The organism is Bradyrhizobium sp. Bra64 (assembly GCF_024519875.1).
GTDB classification, from domain to species: domain Bacteria; phylum Pseudomonadota; class Alphaproteobacteria; order Rhizobiales; family Xanthobacteraceae; genus Bradyrhizobium; species Bradyrhizobium japonicum_G.
In genome coordinates, this window is the sequence record NZ_JALJRD010000005.1 from 17,722 (window position 1) to 37,299 (window position 19,578).

A 19,578-nucleotide genomic window follows, 5' to 3' on the forward strand; every position below is an offset into this window, starting at 1 on the left:
TGGTTCCAGCCAAAGCCGACGGCTATTTCGGCTTCTGCGGCTCCTGAATCGCTCTGAGATAGTTTACCACGGCCTCGGCGTCGTCGCGGCCGAATCGAAACGTCGGCATGAAGCGGTGGATGCTGCTGTAGCCGTCCTGAAGGCGCTGCATGAAATCGGGATCGTAGAGCTTGTTCTCGCCGAGGCGACGAAACGGCGGCGCCACCTTGTTTGGGCTCGTGCCGGTCCTGCCGACCGCGTGGCACTGCGAGCACATCCGCTGCAACAGTGCTTCAGCGTGCCGCTGCTCAATGTTCTCGAAGTTCTTGGCTTGACCATCGGCGCTCCATAGCACGCCAACGGCCAGCAGAACCGGCGTGAACCTCTTCATCGAGCATTCCCCGTCATTCCCAGCGCAAGTCTGCCTTGCCCCAGACGTAGAATGCGACCAAGGCGATCGTTACTGCTATCGAGAAGATCAGGATGCGGCGATCCCAATCGATCCTCTCGTTCTCACCCCTTCTGAGAGTGAGAGCCGTGAACAGGGCCTTCATGGCAAATCGGCGCATCGGGAGCCTCGCGACGGCCGCAGGATGCCACGCCCGACGCAAGCGGGCTTGACGCAGCTCAAGGGCGGGCGCGCCTTACACCGGCGGCGGATTGCGGTCGGAGAAAGTCCCCCGCTGGTGCCAGTAGGGGTAGGGCAGCGTCACCTTGCTGGCGACATCGAGCTTGGCGATCTGATCCTTGGTCAGCGACCAGCCGATCGCGCCGAGGTTTTCGCGCAGCTGTGTCTCGTTGCGCGCGCCGATGATCAGCGTCGAGACGGTCGGACGCTGGAGCAGCCAGTTCAGCGCGATCTGCGAGACACTCTTGCCCGTCTCCTTCGCGATCTCGTCGATCGCATCGACGACGCGGTAGACATGCTCGTCCGGCACCGGCGGGCCGAAGTCGGCGGTCTTGGGCAGGCGGCTCACCTCGGGCTTCGGCTGGCCCCGGCGGATTTTTCCGGTGAGGCGGCCCCATCCGAGCGGCGACCAGACCACCGCCCCCAACCCCTGGTCGAGGCCGAGCGGCATCAGCTCCCATTCATAGTCGCGCCCGATCAATGAATAGTAGGTCTGGTTGGCAACGTAGCGCGGAAAACCGTGCTTGTCGGCGACTGAGAGCGACTTCATCAGGTGCCAGCCCGAAAAATTCGAGACGCCGACATAGCGGATCTTGCCGGCGCGCACGAGCACGTCGAGGGTCGCGAGCACCTCTTCAGGCGGGGTGAAGGCGTCGAAGCCGTGAAGCTGGAACAGGTCGATGTAATCGGTGCCGAGCCGGGCGAGCGAAGCATCGATGGCCGCGAGCAGATGCTGCCGTGACGATCCGATGTCGTTGGGGCCGTCGCCGAAGCGGAAGGTTGCCTTGGTCGAGACCAAAATCTTGTCGCGGCGGCCCTTTATGGCCTCGCCGAGAACACGCTCGGACTCGCCGAGCGAATAGACGTCGGCGGTGTCGAACATCGACACGCCGGCCTCGAGGCAGATATCGAGAAGGCGGCGCGCTTCGGTCGCGTCGGTCGTCCCCCACGCAGCAAGGCGGCCCACGCCGCCGAAAGTGCCTGTTCCCAAGCTCAAGGCGGGCACCATGAGGCCTGAGCGGCCCAAGCGTCGGTATTCCATCGATATGCTCCTCGGCTGGCCGCTGATTGATCCCTGCAGCCTTGGTCCTCGATGGTAGTGCAAGCACGCGCCGTGTCCTACGCCGCGCTCACATACCGGCCTTGCTTGGAAACGGCCTAGTCATGCAGGCGCATGTCCTCGACGACTGCGTCGGTCAGGCGCGCGCTGATCGTCGTCGCCGAAAGCTGAGCGACGCCTCTTGTTGCAGACGAGGGAAGGCAGACGGCCTCGCCGTCACGCGCCTGCCGCGGCAGGAGCGTCAGGCCCCAGCCCAGCACGACCAGCACCCTCCGATCCGCCTGTCGTGACATGAGTCCTCATGTGCGCCAGCCTGATGCCGGCGGGACGATCTGACAATCTGGATTGCCGAGCATCGCCTTCGCCCGAGGCGAAGGCTCGGACCGATGCCTGTCTTGATATCAATGCCGCAATTGACTCTGCCGGAAGTCGCGCGGGGACATCCCGAAATGCTCGCGGAAGACCCGGCCGAAATGCGAGAGGTCGTTGAAGCCCCAGGCGAAGGCGATCTCGCTGATGTGGCGGTGGGCGAGCACGGGGGTGGCGAGGTCGCGCCTGCATTGAGCAAGACGCTCACCGAGGACATAGCGCTGGAACGAGGTGTCCTCGTCGGCGAGGAGATCGTTCACGTAGCGGGAGGACATGCCGAGCGCCACTGCGGTATCGGACAGCGAGAGGTCGGGATCGGCAAGGTGAGCCCGGATATGCGCCTTCAGCCGGTAGAGCAGGGCGGAGCGATGCGTCGAGGACGGCAGCGGCGTCCTGCCCAGCCGTTCGCCCAGTGCCATGGCGAGGACATCGACGGCCTGTTCCGACAGAGCGGCGGCGTGGAGCGGATCGATCTGATCCGCGCTCTGGCACAGCCGGGCGATGAAGTCGTAGGCGATCCTCTGCAGCGGCGAATCTGGTCCGAAAGAGCTGGCGGTAAGGGCTTCGGTCGCGCCGAGCCGGCGCTGCAGCATCTCGCGCGGCACCTTGAAGATGGTCTGCGAAAATGTGCCGTTGAACTTCAGCTCATAGGGCCGGGTCGTGTCGTAGAGCGCGAACTCGCCGGGGTGGATCACGGTCTCGCGGCCGTCCTGCACCACGCCGCCGTCACCGCGATTGCCGAGCGCGACCAGCACGAAATCCTGATCCGAGCGCGCGATGCGCGAGGGCGTGCGAAATACATGCTGACGGTCCGAGCAGACCTCCGAGCATACAGCCTTGCCGAGCGGAGCCTGCGTGACCGAGCCGCGAAAGGCGCTGCCGAGGTCGGACTTGCAGTCCAGCCCGACGAAGACGTCGCAGACGATATCCTGCCAGAGCGCAAGCCGCCGGTGGCCGGGGCTGTCGTCCGTGGTGAACTGGATTGGCATCTGGAGAGCCTCCCTTTCACATCCCGCAAAATCGCGTGTTGGCGCAGCTCCGACCCAACCGGAGGCAAATCCCGTACCGGGCCGCGATCCCGTCCGGTCGAGTTTTCGTTCCGCGGCGGTCGAGCGCCCGGCCGCCGGGCTTGGCCAAATAGACTGCATCGGACGTGGCTTCCGATCAACCGGCAATGGAGGCGGCAATGGGCATCGAACATCCGAAATACAAGGTCGCAGTGGTGCAGGCGGCGCCCGCCTGGCTCGATCTCGACGCCTCGATCGACAAGTCGATCGCCCTGATCAGGGACGCCGCCGAGAAGGGCGCCAAGCTGATCGCCTTTCCGGAAGCGTTCATCCCCGGTTACCCCTGGCACATCTGGATGGATTCGCCGGCCTGGGCGATCGGCCGCGGCTTCGTGCAGCGCTATTTCGACAATTCGCTCTCCTACGACAGTCCGCAGGCCGAGCGGCTGCGCGATGCCGTGCGCAAGGCGAAGCTTACCGCCGTGATCGGCCTTTCCGAACGCGATGGCGGCAGCCTTTACCTGGCGCAATGGCTGATCGGGCCGGACGGCGAGACCATCGCAAAGCGCCGCAAGCTGCGGCCGACCCATGCCGAGCGCACCGTCTATGGCGAGGGTGACGGCAGCGATCTTGCCGTGCATGCGCGGCCCGACATCGGTCGCATCGGCGCGCTCTGCTGCTGGGAGCACCTCCAGCCGCTGTCGAAATACGCGATGTATGCGCAAAACGAGCAGGTGCATGTCGCGGCCTGGCCGAGCTTCTCGCTCTACGATCCCTTCGCGCCGGCGCTCGGCGCTGAGGTCAACAACGCCGCTTCGCGTGTCTACGCGGTGGAAGGCTCCTGCTTCGTGCTCGCGCCTTGTGCGACAGTCTCGCAAGCGATGATCGACGAACTCTGTGATCGGCCGGACAAGCACGCGCTGCTGCATGCCGGTGGCGGCTTTGCTGCGATCTACGGCCCCGACGGCAGCCAGATCGGCGACAAGCTCGCGCCGGACCAGGAAGGGCTGTTGATCGCCGAGATCGATCTCGGCGCCATCGGCGTCGCCAAGAACGCCGCCGATCCTGCCGGGCATTATTCCCGGCCCGACGTGACGCGGCTACTGCTCAACAAGAAGCGGTACCAGCGCGTCGAGCAGTTCGCGCTGCCGGTCGACACCGTCGAGCCCGCGGACATCGGCGCAGCGGCGAGCTGAGAGGGTTGATCATGGAATCCGCAATTCCCCTGCATCTCGAGACTCAGCGCTCGCGCCACAAGCGGGTGCCGGACGATTATCAGCCGCCATACCCGTCGTTCGTGGCGCGCTACAAGCCCGCGGTCAGTCGTGTCGTCATGGCCTATTTCGGCGTGCAGTATCGCGGCGCCGCACCGGCGGCGGCGATGGAGGCGCTCGCTGAAATCGGCGGCCGGTTCGCCGGCGAGTGCGGTCCCTCGCATTGGGACCGCGCGCAATATCTCGACCACACCGGCCATGAGAACGTCGTCTCGGTGGCCTATTGGGACGACATCGCGCGTTTCGACGCCTGGTTCGAACCGGGGCGTGAGGCCTGGACCGCAAGGCAGCGCGAGGGCGTCGGCACCTTCATCGAGGTGCTGCGTCCCGCACTGGCGCGGCACGAGACGCTGTTCTCCTCGCTCGGCCGGCCCGAAGGCGTGGCAGTCATCGCCGACGGCATGAGCGGCGAGGTGCAGGAGCACGCCTATTGGGGCGGCATGCGTGACCGCATCCCGCTGTCGCAAACCGATGCGCTGGCGCCCGGCGGTGCTCCGGAGCTGGTCCGCGATGGCGCGCGGCTGCGGGTGAAGGCTCACGACAATCTCTGCCTGATCCGCTCCGGGCAGGACTGGAGTGACACCGAGGCCTCCGAGCGAAAGCTCTATCTCGACGACGTCGAGCCGGTGCTGCGCGAGGGCATGGATTTTCTGAGCGACGACGGGCTCGGCATCGGCTGCTATGCCAACCGCTACATGCGCGTGCTCGCGGCCGAGGGCAGCGCGAGCGAAAAATCCTACGGCCAGAGCTGGTGGAAGAGTCTCGCCGCCCTGGAGCGCTGGGCAGAGTCGCATCCGACCCATGTCAGGATCTTCGGCGCGGCGATGAAGTACCTCTCGACGCTCGGACCCTCGGCAAAGCTGAGGCTCTATCACGAGGTCACGGTGGCGGCCGCGGACGAGCAGTTCTTCGAATATCTGAACTGTCACCCGAAGACCGGCATGCTGGCGGCGGTCGAAACGGTCGGCGCCTAGGCCACGCAATGGCCGAGCAGCTCGGGATGCGCGGCGCAGATGTGATGCGCGCCGGCGTCCCTCAGCTCGGCCTCGCTGCCATAGCCGTAGAGCACGCCGATCGCGGTCATGCCGTTGGTGCGAGCACCGACCACGTCATGGCTGCGGTCGCCGATCATGATCGCCTGTTTCGGGTCGACCTCCGCCTCGTCGAGCGCGTAGCGCAGCAGGTCGCGCTTGTCGACGCGCGTCCCATCGAGCTCGGAGCCGAACACGCGCTCGAAATAGGGCTTCAGGCCAAAATGATCGACGATGCGGGTGGCGTAGACCGCGGGCTTGCTGGTGGCCACGAACATGCGCGGCGTTGTCGCGGCCAGCGTTGCCAGAGTATCCGTGATGCCGGCATAGGCCTCGTTCTCGAACAGGCCGACATCGCTGAAGCGCTCGCGATAGAGCAGCAGCGCGCGGTCGGCGAGTTCCTCGCTGCCGGTGAGCTTTTGCAGGCTGGCATGCAGGGGCGGACCTATGCACCAGGTCAGCTCGTCCTCGTCCGGCACCGCGAGGTTCAGGCGCTCCAGGGCGTACTGGATCGAGCGGGTGATCCCGGGCTTGGGATTGGTCAACGTGCCGTCGAGATCGAAATAGATCGTAACCATGTTGCCGTGCCTGTGTTGATACCGCCGTCCGTTGTTTGACCTAAACGAGGCCACGGGCCAAGGCAACGCGCCAAGACAAGACGCAACAGCTCTCACGCCGAAATCCCCCCTACTGAGGTCGCTTACCGTTTAACGCTCGCTATTGGCGTGAGGGAAGCGTAGACTCGCGCCATCACCGCCCTTCCCATGGCATCCACCGGTGACTGAGGGTCTCGAGCGCTCCCGCCGACTGAGCAGGAGCATGCATGTCTCAATTTCGTCTGGCCGAATGGATCGTGCCGCCGGTGGTCGTTCCATTGTTTCTCCTGCTTCTGGTCGCCGCTGCGGCTGTCCTGCATGGATAGGAAAGGCGCCCGTGTGAGTGCGATTCTTTTCGCATTGACGCTCGGCACATTGTCGCAAGGCGCCGCCGCGGCAGGACCGGAATGCCGCGTGATCGAAAGCACGAGCGGTCGTCTCGCCTGCTACGACGCCGCGTTTCCTCCGAAGGAGAAAACGCCCGTTGCTGCGGAGAACAAGACGTCCCGCGCCGCTTACAAGGACCCGTTCGTTGCGGAAGAGGCCAGAACCGCAGCGAAGCTGAAGAACATCTGCCGCGGCTGTTGAGGGGGGCTCATTCGCCGCGTTTTGCAGCCGGCCAAAGGAAGTTCCCCGTGGTCAGCGAAACAACTTATGTCGTGCAAGCCTTCAACCCCGGCAAGGGCGGAAATTTGAAGCCGGGATCTCCGATCGTCTGCAAGTCGGAAAGCGGCGCGCTGTGAACGGCCGAGAGACTGGCATTGATCAAACTCGCCGTCGTTGCGTTCTCGTCGAGCGGCGATCCCGAAATGGGCGACTATGACGACGAGCCCAAGATATTATTCCGGAAGGGCGAGCTGCCGGCGTCCTTCGACTGAGTTCGGGCTTGGGATCGAAACGAAATTTTCAGGAGAGGCTGGATGAGCGAGCGACTTGAAACACTGAAGAAGGCCCGCGATCGCATGATCGAGGACAGGGACGCGCATGCGAAAGTGCTGGCCGCTCCCTTTGTGCGCGACACGGCCGAGCGAGCGCGCAACAAGTTCGTGGAGATCCAGGCGCTGATCGATGCGCTCGACCGCGCCATTCGCGGCGAAAGCCCGGTTCCAATCAAAAACTAGACCGGCAAGCGACAACACTGGCGGAGCGTTCATCGCCGATGGCCGCTGCCGCTCCCTCATTATTGTCTCGCCCATTCGACGATCGCGGTTGTCTCCGCTCCTGCCTGGATTTCGCGTAGGCTCGCAAATTCAGTCTCGGTAGATCGCTGTCGCCTTCGAGCGCTTGGTCGGACCACAGCCCCGTGGCCGGCCAGATGGTCAGATAGAGCAGTTTCAGGCCGCGAGCTGCCAGTGCCTTCTCGTAGAGCGGGCGCGCCTGCACATTGGTGGCGCGGGCGAGATCCACCGATTGGACCAGGAAGGGCAGGGTGGACAATCCGAGCACCGGATCGAGCCTCGAAAGCGCCCCCGCGAAGGCATCGCCTCCGGCGATCCGACGGTCGATCGTGGCGCGCGGCATCTCGCCAGAATTGATCTTGAGGGCGTTTTCGGAGGCGTTCGCGACGGTCACAAAACCGTGCGTCCTTTCGGAGACGCGGCTGGCGAAGGTCGCGAGCCCGATCTCGGAGATGTTATTCTCGGGGTATTCCGTGGTCATCTGCCAGGAGACCTGCGCCAGACCTGCGCCATGGCCGGCGCGGCGGTCAGGAGGAGTGCGGTGAGGGCCAGGATCGCCCGGATCCGTTTGGCGAGGGAGCGCATTGGGAAAGGCAGGTCAGGCAGCATATTGGCAACTCATCGAACCATGGCAGGATGCCACAATCTGGCGGATCATCTTGTTGCACGCCGCACCGGCGCGCGCCACGGGCTCGCCTGCCCGCGGTGGATGCAGATTGCATGGCGCGTCATCACTGTACTGTTTGTTTCGGCGACAGCGGTGGCAGCAGAGGACAGCTCGCCCGCGAGCTCCGACGTCGCCGTCCCCAGTGCCGAAGAGCCCGCCAAGCCGGCGGAGAAATCCACCGACGCGCGCGAGAGCGACACGCGGGAGTCGATCTGCCTGATCGTCGAGGCGGCCGCGCGCGATGCCAACCTGCCGCTGGAGTTCTTCGCCCGCGTGATCTGGCAGGAGAGCCGCTTCCAGGCCGATGCCGTGGGGCCCATGACGCGCAGCGGCGAGCATGCGCAGGGGATCGCGCAATTCATGCCGGGCACCGCGAGCGAGCGTGGGCTGCTCAATCCCTTCAATCCGGTACAGGCGCTGCCGAAGTCGGCCGAATTCCTGAACGAGCTGCGCAACCAGTTCGGCAATCTCGGCCTCGCTGCCGCCGCCTACAATGCCGGGCCGCGCCGGGTGCAGGAATGGCTCGCCGGCACCGGTCCGATGCCGGAGCAGACACGCAACTACGTTCTCGCCATCACCGGCACATCCGTCGATGCCTGGGCCAAGGCAGGGGGCACCGGCAAGGGGCCGCCAAGCGCGCCACCGACGGGCTGCCGCGATCTGATGGCCCTCCTGAAGCGCGCTCCGAATGCCTTCGTCGCCGAGCTGGAGCAGCATGTCGAGCTTGCCGCCGCAAAGATCTGGGGCGTGCAGCTCGCCGCCGGCTTCGACCGCAACAGGGCGCTGGCGATGTATTCCCGCGCCGTCACCCGGCTCGGCCCCGTGATCGGAGAACGCGATCCGAGCCTGCTAAGCTCGGTGATGCGCAGCCGCGGCACGCGCGCCTTCTATCAGGTGCGCATCGGCGCCGACACGCGGAGCGAGGCGGACGAACTCTGCGGTCGAATCCGCAAGTCAGGCGGGGCTTGCTTCGTGCTGAAGAACCGTGGTGTGAGCGGGTAGGGCATTCCGGAACGACGGTCGCGAGCGCCACGCCTGCATGCCAGCCCCGCCGCCCGCTTGCTTGACGCCAGCCCTCGCTTTGCCCGTTATGCCAGCACGATTCCTCACCCCGGCCCAAGACTCCCGTGGCGCTTCCTCCGCTCGATTCACCTCAATGGCAAAGCCCGTGGCGCGCCTTTGCGTGGGGGCTGCGCTCGATCACGCAGACGATCCTCACAATTGTGCTGTTCGTGACCTATCTCGGAATCGGCGCGCTCGCTCACGACACCCATTTCAGTCTGCTCTGGGCGCTCTGCTCGACGCTTTTCGTATGGGCAGGTCCGGCGCAGATCATCCTGATCACGACGCTCGGCTCCGGTGCGACCGTCATCCAGTCCGCAATCGCGGTCACCGTCAGTGCGATCCGCCTGTTTCCGATGGTGGTCTCGGTGCTGCCGCTGATGCGCACGCCGACGACCAAGAGGCGCGAGCTGGTATTTGCCGCTCACCTCACCGCGGTGACGCTGTGGGTCGAATGCCACCGCTTCCTGCCGCAGGTGCCGCGCGAGCGGCGCATCGCGTTCGTCCACGGGCTCGGCTGCGGCCTGGTCTCGGTGTGCCTTACCGCCAATGCGGTCGGCTATTTCCTTGCCGCCAATCTCACGCAGACGCTTGGCGCGGCGATCCTCTTGCTGACGCCGTTGTCCTTCCTGTTCTCGACCGCGCGCAACAGCCGCGAGGTCGCCGATGTCGTCGCGCTCGCGCTGGGGATGTTGCTGTATCCGCTGGCCGCGAAGATGAACTCCGGCCTCGACATCCTCGTCAGCGGCCTGATCGCGGGCACGATCGCCTATGGCGTGCATTGGTGGCGGGAGGTGCGCGCATGAGCTATGCGCAGTTCATCGGCGACTGGCATGCGCTAGCGGTGCTGTTCGTCGCCGGCGTCGTTCCCAACCAGATATGGCGGATGCTGGGCCTGTGGTTCGGCGGCGGCCTCGACGAGGGCTCCGAGCTTCTGGTCTGGGTGAGGGCGGTCGCGACCGCGATCCTGGCCGGCGTCATCGCCCAGATCGTGGTCGAGCCGCCGGGCGCGCTCGCTAGCGTGCCGGATGTCCTGCGCTATGGCTCAGTCGGCGCCGGCCTCGTGGTCTTCCTGCTGACCCGCCGCTCGATCTTCGCGGGCGTGGTCGCGGGCGAAGTCTTCATGCTGGCCGGCAAGTGGTGGTTGGGTTAAAACCCCGGCGAACAGCAGGGAACTGGAAATATGGTTCGCGAAAACGAGCTCCGCGAAGGCGAGGTCGCCATCGAGCTGCCCCCGACCGGGGATGCCGGCCTCGTCTTCATCGGCCGCATCCGCACGCCCTGGACCTCGCGGCTGGAGACGCCGCGGCAGGGGCGGCATGACGGCCCGATATGTCGGCTCGAGATCTTCGAGCCGTTCCTGCTGGCGATCAAGGGCGTCGATTTCTACAGCAATCTCGAAGTGCTCTACTGGCTCGACAAGTCGCGCCGCGACATCCTCCTGCAAAGCCCGAAGAACAACGAGAAGACCCGCGGCGCCTTTTCGCTGCGCTCGCCGGTTCGGCCCAATCCGATCGGCACCTCGATCGTGAAGCTCGTTGGCATCGAGGGCAACGCGATCCTGGTGCGCGGGCTCGATTGCATCGACAATACGCCGCTGATCGACATCAAGCCCGACCGCTGCGAGTTCACCCCATTGGCCGCGCCGCAGCCGGGGGATTTCCAGACCGAATAGGGGGGCGCTCCGCTCTAACGTCGTCGTTGCGAGGAGCCCTTGCGGCGAAGCAATTCAGACTGTCTCGGCGGGAGCAGTCTGGATTGCTTCGCTTCGCTCGCAATGACGAGTGGGAGAGACTTAGACCGCCTGCAACGCCGCGATTAGCTTGGTTGCGTTCTCTTCCAGCACCTTGACGTCTTCCTTGCGGCTGGCGGGCGGCAGCATGGCCACGCCGTCGTGGCGCGGCATCACGTGCATGTGCAGGTGAAACACCACCTGTCCGCCGGCGGCCTCGTTGAACTGCTGCACGGTGATGCCGTCGGCCTTGAACGCCTTCATCGCAGCGGCGGCGATCTTGTGCGCGCCGCGGGCGACATGCGCATAGTCGTCGGGCTTGATGTCGAGGATGTTGCGGGCAGGGGCCTTCGGGATCACCAGCGTGTGGCCGGGCACCCGCGGCATGATGTCGAGGAATGCGAGCACATGCTCGTCCTCATAGACCTTGTGACAGGAGAATTCGCCGCGCAGGATCTTCGCGAAAATGTTGTTGGGATCGTAGGCGGTCATGGCTGCGGCTCCTCGAGATTTTTGCCTACTGTCACCAGCGGCGCGAGGGCGTCAAGGCGCCTCGTCGACGCCTTTGCGGAACGGGCCGAGCTCGGCGAGCTCCCGCCCAGCCTCCGCGACATAGGCGCGCTCGCGCTTGAGGTAATCGTCGATGGCGCGGCGCAGGCCGGGATCGGCGATGAAGTGGGCGGAATGGGTCGTCCGCGGCAGGTAGCCGCGCGCGATCTTGTGCTCGCCCTGCGCGCCGGCCTCGACATTCCCCAAGCCGTGTTTGATCGCGAAATCGATCGCCTGATAGTAGCAGACCTCGAAATGCAGGAAGGGATGATGCTCGACCGCGCCCCAGTTGCGGCCGAACAGCGTGTCCGAGCCGATGAAGTTGATCGCGCCCGCGATCCAGCGATCGTTACGGCGGGCCATCACCAGCAGCACATCCTGGCTCATGGTCTCGCCGATCAGCGAGAAAAATTCCCGCGTCAGATACGGCCGGCCCCATTTGCGTGAGCCGGTCTCCATGTAGAACGTGAAAAACGCATCCCATGCGTCTTCGGTGATATCGCGGCCCGTGAGCCAATGGATCGTGACGCCGGCGGCCAGTGCGTCGCGCCGCTCGCGCTTGATCGACTTGCGATGGCGCGAGTTCAGCGTCGCCAGGAAGTCGTCGAAGCTCGCAAAACCCTCATTGTGCCAGTGGAACTGCTGGTCGGTGCGCTGGAGGAAGCCGTGCCGGGCCAGTAGCTTCCACTCAGCCTCGCGCGCGAAGGTGACGTGGACCGAGGAGGCCTTGCTGACGCCGCACAGCGCCACCAGCCCGCTCGCCAGCGCTTCCGTGATGCGCTCGTGGTCGACGCCGTCTCGGACCAAGAGCCGAGGGCCGGTCGCGGGCGTGAAGGGAACCGAGACCTGCAGCTTCGGGTAATAGCGCCCGCCCGCACGCTCATAGGCGTCGGCCCAGCCGCGGTCGAACACGTACTCACCTTGAGAGTGCGATTTCAGATAGCAAGGGACGATGCCAGCGACGCGGCCGTCGAGCTTGGCCACGAGATGCCGCGGGCCCCAGCCGGTGCGGATTGTGGCTGAACCTGATTTCTCGACGGCGGATAGAAATGCGTGGGAGACGAAGGGGTTATAGGCAGGCTTTGAGAGTCCGAGGGAATCGCCTGGAAGTCCGGACGAGGTTCCCTTGCCATGTCCGTTACAAGCCGTGCCGGGATTGGCGCAGGCGTCCCAATCCTCAGCAGATACCTCGCCAATCGAGGGTACAGCCTCGAGCGTGATTTCAGATGATGCCATCGTGCCCAAGATCGTGCATTGCAGCAGTGACTTCAAGAGGGCGTCCCAAGAGGGCGTCCTAAGGCACGAACCCCTCGAAGATCATCTGATCCGCATATTGCCCGACCCGCGTCCGCTGCTCGGGCGTGCGCACGGTCCAGCCCAGCAGGGCGCAGCCAAAGACGTTGCGGGCGATCCAGGGGGCGGGGGCCGGGAGGTGGTCGACCTTGAAGGCGACGAAATGCGGCTGGGTCTGGAAGCCGTGGCGCAGGTACAGCATGCTGTCGCGCTGCTCTCGGGTCAGGTAGGCCCAGTACTCGTCCTCATAGCTCCGCTGCGCGACGATGCCGCGCGGGCGGGAGGGCAACAATTCGCGCAGAGCCAGCACCTGGTCGGGGTCGAAGGACATGCCGACCGCTGCCCCCTGATAGGACGCCAGCACCTCGGCCATCCGCTTCACCAGCTTGCGGTCGCCGCCAAAATGGCTCTTCACCTCGATCACCAGCGGCACGCGGCCGGCCACCATGGCGCAGAGGTCGGACAGCGACATCATCCGCTCGTCGGTATCCCTAAACTTGATCGCCTTCAGTTCGGCGGCGGTCTTCTTGACCAGATCGCCGGTCGCCTCGGTGAGGCGGCCGAGCGCATGGTCGTGATGCACCATAGCCTCGCCGTCGGCGGAAAGCTGGATATCGACCTCGATCGAGAAATTGCCAGCGATGGCAGCCTGCACCGCGCCCGGCATGTTCTCGACGATGCCGCGGGAAATGTCGTGCAGGCCACGATGGGCGACCGGCCGGGCTGTCAGCCAATCAGGAGCGCGCATTCGCGTCAGGCGACCTCGAACACGCCTTCGACCTCGACCGCCGCATCCGCGGGGAGCGAGGCGACGCCGACGGTGGTGCGGGCGTGGCGGCCCTTGTCACCGAAGGCGGCGACCATCAGGTCGGAGGCGCCGTTCAGCACCTTCGGCCCGTCCAGGAAGTCCGGGGCGGAGTTGATGAAGCCGCCGAGGCGCACCACGCGGACGACCTTGTCGAGGTCGCCGAGGGCAGCCTTGACCTGGGCCAGCAGGTTGACGGCACAGCCGCGGGCGGCCGCGGCCCCTTCTTCGATGGTCACTCCGGCGCCGAGCTTGCCCTTGGCGATCAGCTTGCCGGCGGGATCGAAGCAGACCTGGCCGGAGACGAACAGCAGATTGCCGGTGCGCACGAACGGCACGTAATTGGCCACGGGGGTGGGGGCCTCGTGCAGCTTGATGCCCTGTTCCGCCAGTTTCTGCTCGACCGTGCCCGCCATCTTCGACCTCGTTGTCCAAAATTCATCCGCTCCGGCGCGTCCGTTGGCGGCCGGGCGCGCCCTGTTTCGCCCATCGTGCAGCCACATGCAAGCAACCGGAAGGCCCGCATTTTGTTGAGGCAGGGCAGGCGGTTCGGGGTGAGGGTCGCAAATTTACGTGAAACGGCCTCAGTTGCGGCGCAATGGAACGGTCATTAAAATGTCGAATCTGCGCTTCCCCAAGGACGCATCTTCAAGGAACAGACATGGTGCACCTTTTCCGGACTTCACTCGGTGTGATGGCGCTCGCGGCAGCCGTCTTTGGAGCCGGGGGCGGGGCTTACGCAGCCAGCGGTCCGTTTCTCGCGCATCAGGCGCTCTATGACCTCAGTCTGGTGAAATCGCGCTCCAATTCGGTCAACAGCGCGCGCGGGCGCATCCTCTACAACTTCACCGGAAGCTCGTGCGAGGGCTATACCTCCGAATTCCGCCAGGTCTCCGAGCTCGACAGCGGCGAGGGCAAGATCACGCTCAGCGACCTCCGCTCCAATTCCTGGGAGGACGCTGCGGGCAAAAGCTATCGCTTCAAGATCGAGACGCGGATGAACGAGGCCGACGCCGGCCGGGTCGACGGCTCCGCGGAACGCGACGGCGACCACATCAACGTCAAGCTGAAGCTGCCGGCGCCGAAGAGCTTTACCCTCGACGGCAAGATCGTGTTCCCGACCGAGCAGATCCAGCGCATCATTGCCGCCGCCAAGGACGGCAAGTCGCTGCTCGAGCTGTCGGTTTATGACGGCTCCGACGACGGCCAGAAGGTCTACAACACGCTGACCGTGATCGGCCAGCCGATCCCCGCCGAGCGCGCCGGCTCGTCCGATCCGTCGACGTCCGACGAGCACATGAAATCGCTCAAGCGCTGGCCGGTCACCGTCAGCTATTTCGACCGCGAAGCCCAGCATAAGGAAGGCGAGCAAACCCCCGTCTATGCGATGGCGTTCGAGCTCTACGAAAACGGTGTCTCGCGCCAGCTCGTGCTTGATTACAACGATTTCGTGATCTCCGGCGCGATGGGCAAGTTCGACGTCAAGGACAGCAAGCCCTGTAATTGAGGGCGAGGCGTCTAGCCCTTGTCGCACTCTGCGTCTACGCTTGCTCCCAACCACAAACCTCCGGGAGCAAGCCTATGCCCAAGCTCGATCATCTCCGCCCCAGCGGCCTGCACCACAATCCGGCCTATTCCCATGTCGTCACCGCCACAGGTGCGCGCACGATCTACATCTCCGGCCAGGTGTCGGTGGACGAGGAAGGGCGGATCGTCGGCGAAGGCGATATTGCCGCGCAGACCACCCAGGTGATGCAAAATCTCGGCCACGCGCTGAAGGCGGCCGGTGCGAGCTACGCCAACATCGTCAAGATCACGACCTTCGTCGTGAACTACAAGCCGGAGCTGCGCCCGATCATCGGCAAGGCCCGCTCCGCCTTCTTCGAAGGGATGGAGCCGCCGGCCTCGACCCTCGTCGGCGTCTCCGCGCTCGCCGCGCCGGAATGGCTGATCGAGATCGAGGCGATCGCGGTCGCGGATTAAGTCGAGGCCGGCGAGCACCCTCAGGCCGCGCTGAAGCGGGAATTGTCCGAGGAGCTCGGCATCGACGTCGATCCAAGCGGGATGATCTATGTCGGACGATATACCGCGCCTGCGGCGCACGAGCCTGGCCGGCAAGTCGATGCGGAAGTCTTCCGCATCGTCATCGCGCACCCGGTCGCTCCCGGAGCGGAGATTGAGGAGATTCTCTGGCTCGATTCGTCCACGCCCGGAGCCTTAAAGCTTGCACCTCTGACGCGCGACAGGCTGCCTCCGCTGTGCTCGCGGCCGGCCAAAACGATGGATTAGTCCAGACTCACGTTTGATACATCCTGCAGAGCGGCCATCGCATCATCGGCCCTGTCGACGGGTACGAAGAGATGGTCGTGGTGGAAAGCCGAAACGGCGTTCACGCTGATGCCGGAGTCAGCCAGATGTGCGGTGATGGCCGCAAGAAAGCCCACCGCATCGAGCGCGGAGTGAACCGTCAAGGTGATCAAACGCGAGGGGAATTCGTAGCGCAATCCCACGGCTTCGGCTTCGTCACGCAGGATCACCAGCGTCGTTCCTTCCCGCTCGCGGAATGTCAGCAGCGGGCTGATCGCCGCCGGAACGCGCTCGTTTGCCGGAATCGTGCAGAACACGAAGATGCCAGGCCGCAGCTCCGGCTTCATGTGTCTCAGCAGCGCGGTGAGGTCTCGTTCCCCCGACATCACTCCTGCGCCTTCTCCGGCCCGTCATACGCAATGCCGCGGATCACCGCGGCGCTGCCGAATTTCTTCCGCAAACTGTCCACCGCGCGCTCGGCATGGGCGGCGCGGCGGTCGAGCATGTCGGTGTCGTCGGAGGCCGAGCCCTCGCGCAGCGCGCTGACGCCGGCGCCCATCAGGCGGAAGGCGGTGCCGTCGATCTCCTTGGCCAGCATCTCGCGGCAGATCGAGAAGATCTTGGCGGCGAGCTGCGTCGGCGCTGCGATCGACTGCGAGCGGGTGCGCTGGCGGAAATCGGCGGTCTTCAGCTTCAACGTGACGGTGGATCCGGCAAGCTCGCTGCTCTTGAGCCGCGACGAGGTCTTCTCGCACAGCCGCCACAAGATCTTCTCCAACGTCGCGAAATCGCGGATGTCGGTCTCGAAAGTGGTCTCGCTCGAGATCGTCTTGGCGCCCCGATCTGGCTCGACGCGGCGGTCGTCGATGCCGCGCGCGAGCCGCCATAGCCGGCGGCCGTCGCTCGGAAACTGCCGCATCATCTCGATCTCGTCGGCCTTCTGCAGATCGGCGATGATGCGGAAGCCGCGCTGAACTAGGCGCTCCTGCGTGGCCGGTCCGACACCGAAGATGAAGCCGACCGGCCTCGAAGCCAGCATCAAACGCGCTTCTTCCTGGTCGAGCGCGGCGAAGCCGCGGGGCTTGTCGAGGTCGGAGGCGATTTTGGCCAGGAACTTGTTGCAGGACAGGCCGACCGAGACGCTGATGCCGATATCGCGCTCGATGTTGCGCGCGAACCGCGCCAGCACCTTGGCCGGGATCATGCCGTGCACCCGCTCGGTGCCGGAGAGATCGAGGAAGGCCTCGTCGATCGAGAGCGGCTCGACCAGCGGTGTCAGCGCCTGCATGGCCTGCCGCACCTCGCGGCCGACGCGGACGTATTTCGCCATGTCCGGCCGGATCACGGTCGCATGCGGGCAGGCTTCCAGCGCCTTGTACATCGGCATCGCCGAGCGCACGCCATAGGTGCGCGCGATGTAGCAGGCGGCGGACACGACGCCGCGTTTTCCCCCGCCGATGATGACGGGCCTGTCGGCGATCTCAGGATTGTCGCGCTTCTCGACCGTCGCGTAGAAGGCGTCGCAGTCGATATGCGCGATGGTAAGGCTCGCGAGCGCGCGGTGGCGGACGAGGCGAGGAGAGCCGCAGGCGGAACAGCGCCGCACGCCCGCATCCAGATCGGCCGAACAATCCCGGCAGAAGCAGCGGGGCCCGGCCGGATCGGGAGCGCTCACGGCACGTCGCGCTCCCAGGTCCGGTCGCCCAGTGCGTCACCGAGGACCTGCCGGGCCGCAGCCACGTTGGTGGGGTGCAGTTCCGCGGAGCTGGCAAAGGCCTTCACGGTGGCGTCATCGCGCATCACGAAATCGAGCACGCTGAGCAGGAAACCGGGATCCGAGGCGGCGTTCCGGAGCGACTCCGGGCCGACGCCTGTCTCAGCCAGGAACAGGCCCAGCCGCTCAGGATCGCCCGCGACGAAAGACAGGGCCTGAATCGCAACGATTTCAGCGACTTCGCGAGGGTTGTGAACAGGCTTTTTCAAGGGGCCGGTTTGCCTTTCCGTTAACTTTAGGTGTCTACTTTGAAACCATCATGCCCGAGTCTCTGGACCCTCGACAAGCAACTGGAAACCACATCGCAGAAAGTGGGCACTCGGGTTTAACGAAACTAGAGCGAATTCGAGGCTAGTTTGAATCCAGTTTTTGAAGCGCCGGCGAGCGGCGCCTGAGGCGCTACATGCATCGGTCTGCGGACCAAACAGGAGGGCGGGATGGCTAAGACCGTCCTGATCGTGGAAGACAACGAGCTCAACATGAAGCTCTTCCGCGACCTGTTGGAGGCGCACGGCTACCAGACCACGGGCACCAGCAACGGCTACGAGGCGCTCGATCTCGTCCGCAAGATGCGGCCCGACCTCGTGCTGATGGATATCCAATTGCCGCAGGTCTCCGGGCTCGAGGTGACGCGCTGGATCAAGGACGATCCGGAGCTGCGCTCCATCCCGGTCGTCGCGGTCACGGCGTTCGCGATGAAGGGCGACGAAGAGCGCATCCGCGAAGGCGGCTGCGAAGCCTATTTGTCCAAGCCGATCTCGGTCGGCAAGTTCATTGAGACGGTCCGGCGTTTCATCGGATAGGAAGTGAGTTCAAAGTGTCCGCGCGTATCCTCGTCGTCGATGACGTCCCTGCCAACGTCAAGCTGCTCGAAGCCCGTCTGTCCGCCGAATATTTCGACGTGATGACCGCCTCCAACGGCGCCGAGGCACTTGCGATCTGCGCCCGCGCCGAGTGCGACATCATCCTGCTCGACGTCATGATGCCCGACATGGATGGCTTCGAGGTCTGCCGCCGCCTCAAGACCGATCCGACCACGCACCACATTCCGGTCGTGATGGTCACCGCGCTCGACAGCCCCGCCGACCGCAATCGCGGGCTGGAAGCCGGCGCCGACGACTTCCTGACAAAGCCCGTCTCCGACGTCGTGCTGATCGCCCGCGTGCGCTCGCTGACGCGGCTGAAGATGATGACGGACGAGCTGCGCATGCGCGCCATCACCTCGCTCGAGATCGGCATGCAGGCGCCGGAGCGCACTGCGGTCGCCGACACCGGCAAGGGCGGCCGCATCCTGCTGGTCGACGACCGCGAGTCCTCCTATGAACGGCTGGCGGGCCTGCTCGCGGCCGAGCACACCGTCGATGTCGAGCCGAACCCGACGGAAGCGCTGTTCCACGCCGCCGAGGGCAATTACGACCTGCTGATCGTCTCGCTCGACCTCAACAATTTCGACGGCCTGCGGCTCTGCAGCCAGGCGCGCTCGCTGGAGCGCACACGGCACGTGCCGATCCTGGCGATCGCGGACCCCGAGAACTCGACACGGCTGCTGCGTGGGCTCGAGATCGGCGTCAACGACTATCTGCTGCGTCCCATCGACAAGATCGAACTGCTGGCGCGCGCCCGCACCCAGATCCGCCGCCGCCGCTACACCGACCACTTGCGCGACAACGTGCAGAACTCGATCGAGATGGCGATCACCGACGCGCTCACCGGCCTGCACAATCGCCGCTACATGGAGAGCCATCTGGCGACGCTCGCCGAGCAGGCCGCGACCCGCGGCAAGCCGCTCGCGCTGATGATCCTGGACATCGACTACTTCAAGTCGATCAACGACAATTACGGCCACGACGCCGGCGACGACGTGCTGCGCGAATTCGCGGTGCGCGTGCGCAAGTCGATCCGCGGCATCGATCTGGCCTGCCGCTACGGCGGCGAGGAGTTCGTCATCGTGATGCCGGAGACCGATCTCCACGTCGCCGGCATGGTCGCCGAGCGCCTGCGCCGCTCGATCGCGGGCGAGCCGTTTGCCGTCCACAAGGGCACCAAGCGCATCGAGGTCACGATCTCGATCGGGCTGACCACGCTGGAGCAGAAGGGCGAGGCGGTCGCCGACGTCCTCAAGCGCGCCGACACGGCGCTGTATCGCGCCAAGCACGATGGCCGCAACCGGGTGGTGTCGCACGCGGCGTAACGCCGGCGACACAAGAAATGCGAAAACAACCCCATGCACAGTAGCCGCGCCAGTCGGATCAACGGCTTACGTGGGC

The 19,578-nt window shown here is 65.1% G+C and carries 25 protein-coding genes and 1 pseudogene; 13 read left to right on the plus strand and 13 right to left on the minus strand.

Annotation, left to right across the window (positions count from 1 at the left end; all coding sequences use genetic code 11):
• Nucleotides 1-22: 22 nt before the first annotated feature.
• From NR187_RS16955 to NR187_RS16970, 4 genes are all read right to left on the minus strand, one after another.
• Nucleotides 23-370 carry a c-type cytochrome gene (locus NR187_RS16955; RefSeq protein WP_211385837.1) on the minus strand — a complete coding sequence of 116 codons (348 nt, stop codon included), beginning with the start codon at nt 368-370 and terminating at the stop codon, nt 23-25.
• Nucleotides 371-623: 253 nt separating this feature from the next.
• Entirely contained in the window at nt 624-1,649 is a 1,026-nt protein-coding gene (locus NR187_RS16960; RefSeq protein ID WP_211385838.1) for an aldo/keto reductase, read from the minus strand.
• A 116-nt stretch (nt 1,650-1,765) separates the two neighbouring features.
• Nucleotides 1,766-1,960, minus strand: coding sequence for a hypothetical protein (locus NR187_RS16965; protein WP_249129394.1), 195 nt, complete (start codon nt 1,958-1,960; stop codon nt 1,766-1,768).
• A 108-nt stretch (nt 1,961-2,068) separates the two neighbouring features.
• Complete coding sequence (locus NR187_RS16970) at nt 2,069-3,025, minus strand: helix-turn-helix domain-containing protein (protein ID WP_211385839.1); 957 nt, start codon at nt 3,023-3,025, stop codon at nt 2,069-2,071.
• Between the two features lie 197 nt (nt 3,026-3,222).
• Here NR187_RS16970 and NR187_RS16975 point away from each other — a divergent pair, with 197 nt between their 5' ends.
• A complete protein-coding gene (locus tag NR187_RS16975; protein ID WP_211385840.1) occupies nt 3,223-4,239 on the plus strand; it encodes a carbon-nitrogen hydrolase family protein in 1,017 nt (338 codons plus the stop codon).
• Between the two features lie 11 nt (nt 4,240-4,250).
• Entirely contained in the window at nt 4,251-5,291 is a 1,041-nt protein-coding gene (locus tag NR187_RS16980; protein ID WP_211385841.1) for a phenylacetaldoxime dehydratase family protein, read from the plus strand.
• Here the strand turns inward: NR187_RS16980 and NR187_RS16985 are convergent.
• A complete protein-coding gene (locus tag NR187_RS16985; RefSeq protein ID WP_256807090.1) occupies nt 5,288-5,926 on the minus strand; it encodes an HAD family hydrolase in 639 nt (212 codons plus the stop codon). The genes NR187_RS16980 and NR187_RS16985 overlap by 4 nt on opposite strands.
• Nucleotides 5,927-6,283: 357 nt before the next feature.
• On the opposite strand from NR187_RS16985, the gene NR187_RS16990 reads away from it, so the two are divergent.
• Both NR187_RS16990 and NR187_RS16995 read left to right on the plus strand, forming a co-directional pair.
• Complete coding sequence (locus NR187_RS16990; protein ID WP_256807091.1) at nt 6,284-6,532, plus strand: type VI secretion protein; 249 nt, start codon at nt 6,284-6,286, stop codon at nt 6,530-6,532.
• Between the two features lie 332 nt (nt 6,533-6,864).
• The gene (locus NR187_RS16995) at nt 6,865-7,065 is read left to right on the plus strand and encodes a hypothetical protein (protein WP_256807092.1); all 201 of its coding nucleotides are present in this window, start codon (nt 6,865-6,867) and stop codon (nt 7,063-7,065) included.
• Here the strand turns inward: NR187_RS16995 and NR187_RS17000 are convergent.
• A complete protein-coding gene (locus tag NR187_RS17000) occupies nt 7,055-7,516 on the minus strand; it encodes a hypothetical protein (RefSeq protein ID WP_256807093.1) in 462 nt (153 codons plus the stop codon). The genes NR187_RS16995 and NR187_RS17000 overlap by 11 nt on opposite strands.
• 315 nt (nt 7,517-7,831) lie before the next feature.
• Between NR187_RS17000 and NR187_RS17005 the strand changes: the two genes are divergently transcribed.
• The 4 genes from NR187_RS17005 to tsaA all read left to right on the plus strand — a co-directional run bounded on the left by NR187_RS17005 (nt 7,832) and on the right by tsaA (nt 10,526).
• Entirely contained in the window at nt 7,832-8,791 is a 960-nt protein-coding gene (locus NR187_RS17005; RefSeq protein ID WP_256807257.1) for a transglycosylase SLT domain-containing protein, read from the plus strand.
• Nucleotides 8,792-8,916: 125 nt separating this feature from the next.
• Nucleotides 8,917-9,657, plus strand: coding sequence for an AzlC family ABC transporter permease (locus tag NR187_RS17010; RefSeq protein ID WP_256807094.1), 741 nt, complete (start codon nt 8,917-8,919; stop codon nt 9,655-9,657).
• The gene (locus tag NR187_RS17015) at nt 9,654-10,004 is read left to right on the plus strand and encodes an AzlD domain-containing protein (protein WP_256807095.1); all 351 of its coding nucleotides are present in this window, start codon (nt 9,654-9,656) and stop codon (nt 10,002-10,004) included. Before NR187_RS17010 ends, NR187_RS17015 begins: the two co-directional genes overlap by 4 nt.
• Nucleotides 10,005-10,034: 30 nt before the next feature.
• The gene (gene tsaA, locus NR187_RS17020; RefSeq protein ID WP_256807096.1) at nt 10,035-10,526 is read left to right on the plus strand and encodes a tRNA (N6-threonylcarbamoyladenosine(37)-N6)-methyltransferase TrmO; all 492 of its coding nucleotides are present in this window, start codon (nt 10,035-10,037) and stop codon (nt 10,524-10,526) included.
• 120 nt (nt 10,527-10,646) lie between these two features.
• Here tsaA and NR187_RS17025 read toward each other — a convergent pair whose 3' ends face one another.
• The 4 genes from NR187_RS17025 to NR187_RS17040 are packed head-to-tail and all read right to left on the minus strand — an operon-like array spanning nt 10,647 to nt 13,646.
• The gene (locus NR187_RS17025) at nt 10,647-11,075 is read right to left on the minus strand and encodes an HIT domain-containing protein (protein WP_211385850.1); all 429 of its coding nucleotides are present in this window, start codon (nt 11,073-11,075) and stop codon (nt 10,647-10,649) included.
• Between the two features lie 51 nt (nt 11,076-11,126).
• Nucleotides 11,127-12,368 (minus strand): GNAT family N-acetyltransferase, encoded by a 1,242-nt coding sequence (locus NR187_RS17030; RefSeq protein ID WP_211385851.1) that lies wholly within the window; start codon nt 12,366-12,368, stop codon nt 11,127-11,129.
• Nucleotides 12,369-12,426: 58 nt separating this feature from the next.
• Nucleotides 12,427-13,173 carry a glycerophosphodiester phosphodiesterase gene (locus NR187_RS17035; RefSeq protein ID WP_211385852.1) on the minus strand — a complete coding sequence of 249 codons (747 nt, stop codon included), beginning with the start codon at nt 13,171-13,173 and terminating at the stop codon, nt 12,427-12,429.
• Between the two features lie 5 nt (nt 13,174-13,178).
• Nucleotides 13,179-13,646 (minus strand): RidA family protein, encoded by a 468-nt coding sequence (locus NR187_RS17040; protein WP_007603263.1) that lies wholly within the window; start codon nt 13,644-13,646, stop codon nt 13,179-13,181.
• Nucleotides 13,647-13,891: 245 nt separating this feature from the next.
• Between NR187_RS17040 and NR187_RS17045 the strand changes: the two genes are divergently transcribed.
• The 3 genes and pseudogenes from NR187_RS17045 to NR187_RS17055 all read left to right on the plus strand — a co-directional run.
• Nucleotides 13,892-14,737, plus strand: coding sequence for a cell envelope integrity EipB family protein (locus tag NR187_RS17045; protein ID WP_256807097.1), 846 nt, complete (start codon nt 13,892-13,894; stop codon nt 14,735-14,737).
• A 74-nt stretch (nt 14,738-14,811) separates the two neighbouring features.
• Nucleotides 14,812-15,213, plus strand: coding sequence for a RidA family protein (locus NR187_RS17050; protein WP_256807098.1), 402 nt, complete (start codon nt 14,812-14,814; stop codon nt 15,211-15,213).
• 12 nt (nt 15,214-15,225) lie between these two features.
• Nucleotides 15,226-15,519, plus strand: a pseudogene (locus tag NR187_RS17055) (NUDIX domain-containing protein); the annotation flags it as partial.
• Here NR187_RS17055 and NR187_RS17060 read toward each other — a convergent pair.
• From NR187_RS17060 to NR187_RS17070, 3 genes are read right to left on the minus strand one after another with little or no spacing between them, the layout of a single operon-like run.
• A complete protein-coding gene (locus NR187_RS17060) occupies nt 15,516-15,923 on the minus strand; it encodes an ACT domain-containing protein (RefSeq protein WP_211385855.1) in 408 nt (135 codons plus the stop codon). The pseudogene NR187_RS17055 and the gene NR187_RS17060 overlap by 4 nt on opposite strands.
• Nucleotides 15,923-17,212: a DNA polymerase IV gene (locus NR187_RS17065; protein ID WP_211385856.1), complete on the minus strand. Its 1,290-nt coding sequence runs from the start codon at nt 17,210-17,212 to the stop codon at nt 15,923-15,925. Before NR187_RS17065 ends, NR187_RS17060 begins: the two co-directional genes overlap by 1 nt.
• Nucleotides 17,209-17,520, minus strand: coding sequence for a DUF3572 domain-containing protein (locus NR187_RS17070; protein WP_015685596.1), 312 nt, complete (start codon nt 17,518-17,520; stop codon nt 17,209-17,211). The genes NR187_RS17065 and NR187_RS17070 overlap by 4 nt, the downstream gene beginning before the upstream one ends.
• Before the next feature lie 228 nt (nt 17,521-17,748).
• Between NR187_RS17070 and NR187_RS17075 the strand changes: the two genes are divergently transcribed.
• Nucleotides 17,749-18,114, plus strand: a complete 366-nt coding sequence (locus tag NR187_RS17075; RefSeq protein WP_007603272.1) for a response regulator — start codon at nt 17,749-17,751, stop codon at nt 18,112-18,114.
• Nucleotides 18,115-18,128: 14 nt separating this feature from the next.
• Nucleotides 18,129-19,502, plus strand: coding sequence for a PleD family two-component system response regulator (locus NR187_RS17080; protein WP_256807099.1), 1,374 nt, complete (start codon nt 18,129-18,131; stop codon nt 19,500-19,502).
• Nucleotides 19,503-19,578 lie beyond the last annotated feature (76 nt).

Coding starts and splice junctions, on each gene's coding strand:
- NR187_RS16955 (WP_211385837.1), bottom strand. CDS start 370: ATGAAGAGGTTCACGCCGGTTCTGCTGGCCGTTGGCGTGCTATGGAGC.
- NR187_RS16960 (WP_211385838.1), bottom strand. CDS start 1,649: ATGGAATACCGACGCTTGGGCCGCTCAGGCCTCATGGTGCCCGCCTTG.
- NR187_RS16965 (WP_249129394.1), bottom strand. CDS start 1,960: ATGTCACGACAGGCGGATCGGAGGGTGCTGGTCGTGCTGGGCTGGGGC.
- NR187_RS16970 (WP_211385839.1), bottom strand. CDS start 3,025: ATGCCAATCCAGTTCACCACGGACGACAGCCCCGGCCACCGGCGGCTT.
- NR187_RS16975 (WP_211385840.1), top strand. CDS start 3,223: ATGGGCATCGAACATCCGAAATACAAGGTCGCAGTGGTGCAGGCGGCG.
- NR187_RS16980 (WP_211385841.1), top strand. CDS start 4,251: ATGGAATCCGCAATTCCCCTGCATCTCGAGACTCAGCGCTCGCGCCAC.
- NR187_RS16985 (WP_256807090.1), bottom strand. CDS start 5,926: ATGGTTACGATCTATTTCGATCTCGACGGCACGTTGACCAATCCCAAG.
- NR187_RS16995 (WP_256807092.1), top strand. CDS start 6,865: ATGAGCGAGCGACTTGAAACACTGAAGAAGGCCCGCGATCGCATGATC.
- NR187_RS17005 (WP_256807257.1), top strand. CDS start 7,832: ATGCAGATTGCATGGCGCGTCATCACTGTACTGTTTGTTTCGGCGACA.
- NR187_RS17015 (WP_256807095.1), top strand. CDS start 9,654: ATGAGCTATGCGCAGTTCATCGGCGACTGGCATGCGCTAGCGGTGCTG.
- tsaA (WP_256807096.1), top strand. CDS start 10,035: ATGGTTCGCGAAAACGAGCTCCGCGAAGGCGAGGTCGCCATCGAGCTG.
- NR187_RS17025 (WP_211385850.1), bottom strand. CDS start 11,075: ATGACCGCCTACGATCCCAACAACATTTTCGCGAAGATCCTGCGCGGC.
- NR187_RS17030 (WP_211385851.1), bottom strand. CDS start 12,368: ATGGCATCATCTGAAATCACGCTCGAGGCTGTACCCTCGATTGGCGAG.
- NR187_RS17035 (WP_211385852.1), bottom strand. CDS start 13,173: ATGCGCGCTCCTGATTGGCTGACAGCCCGGCCGGTCGCCCATCGTGGC.
- NR187_RS17040 (WP_007603263.1), bottom strand. CDS start 13,646: ATGGCGGGCACGGTCGAGCAGAAACTGGCGGAACAGGGCATCAAGCTG.
- NR187_RS17045 (WP_256807097.1), top strand. CDS start 13,892: ATGGTGCACCTTTTCCGGACTTCACTCGGTGTGATGGCGCTCGCGGCA.
- NR187_RS17050 (WP_256807098.1), top strand. CDS start 14,812: ATGCCCAAGCTCGATCATCTCCGCCCCAGCGGCCTGCACCACAATCCG.
- NR187_RS17060 (WP_211385855.1), bottom strand. CDS start 15,923: ATGTCGGGGGAACGAGACCTCACCGCGCTGCTGAGACACATGAAGCCG.
- NR187_RS17075 (WP_007603272.1), top strand. CDS start 17,749: ATGGCTAAGACCGTCCTGATCGTGGAAGACAACGAGCTCAACATGAAG.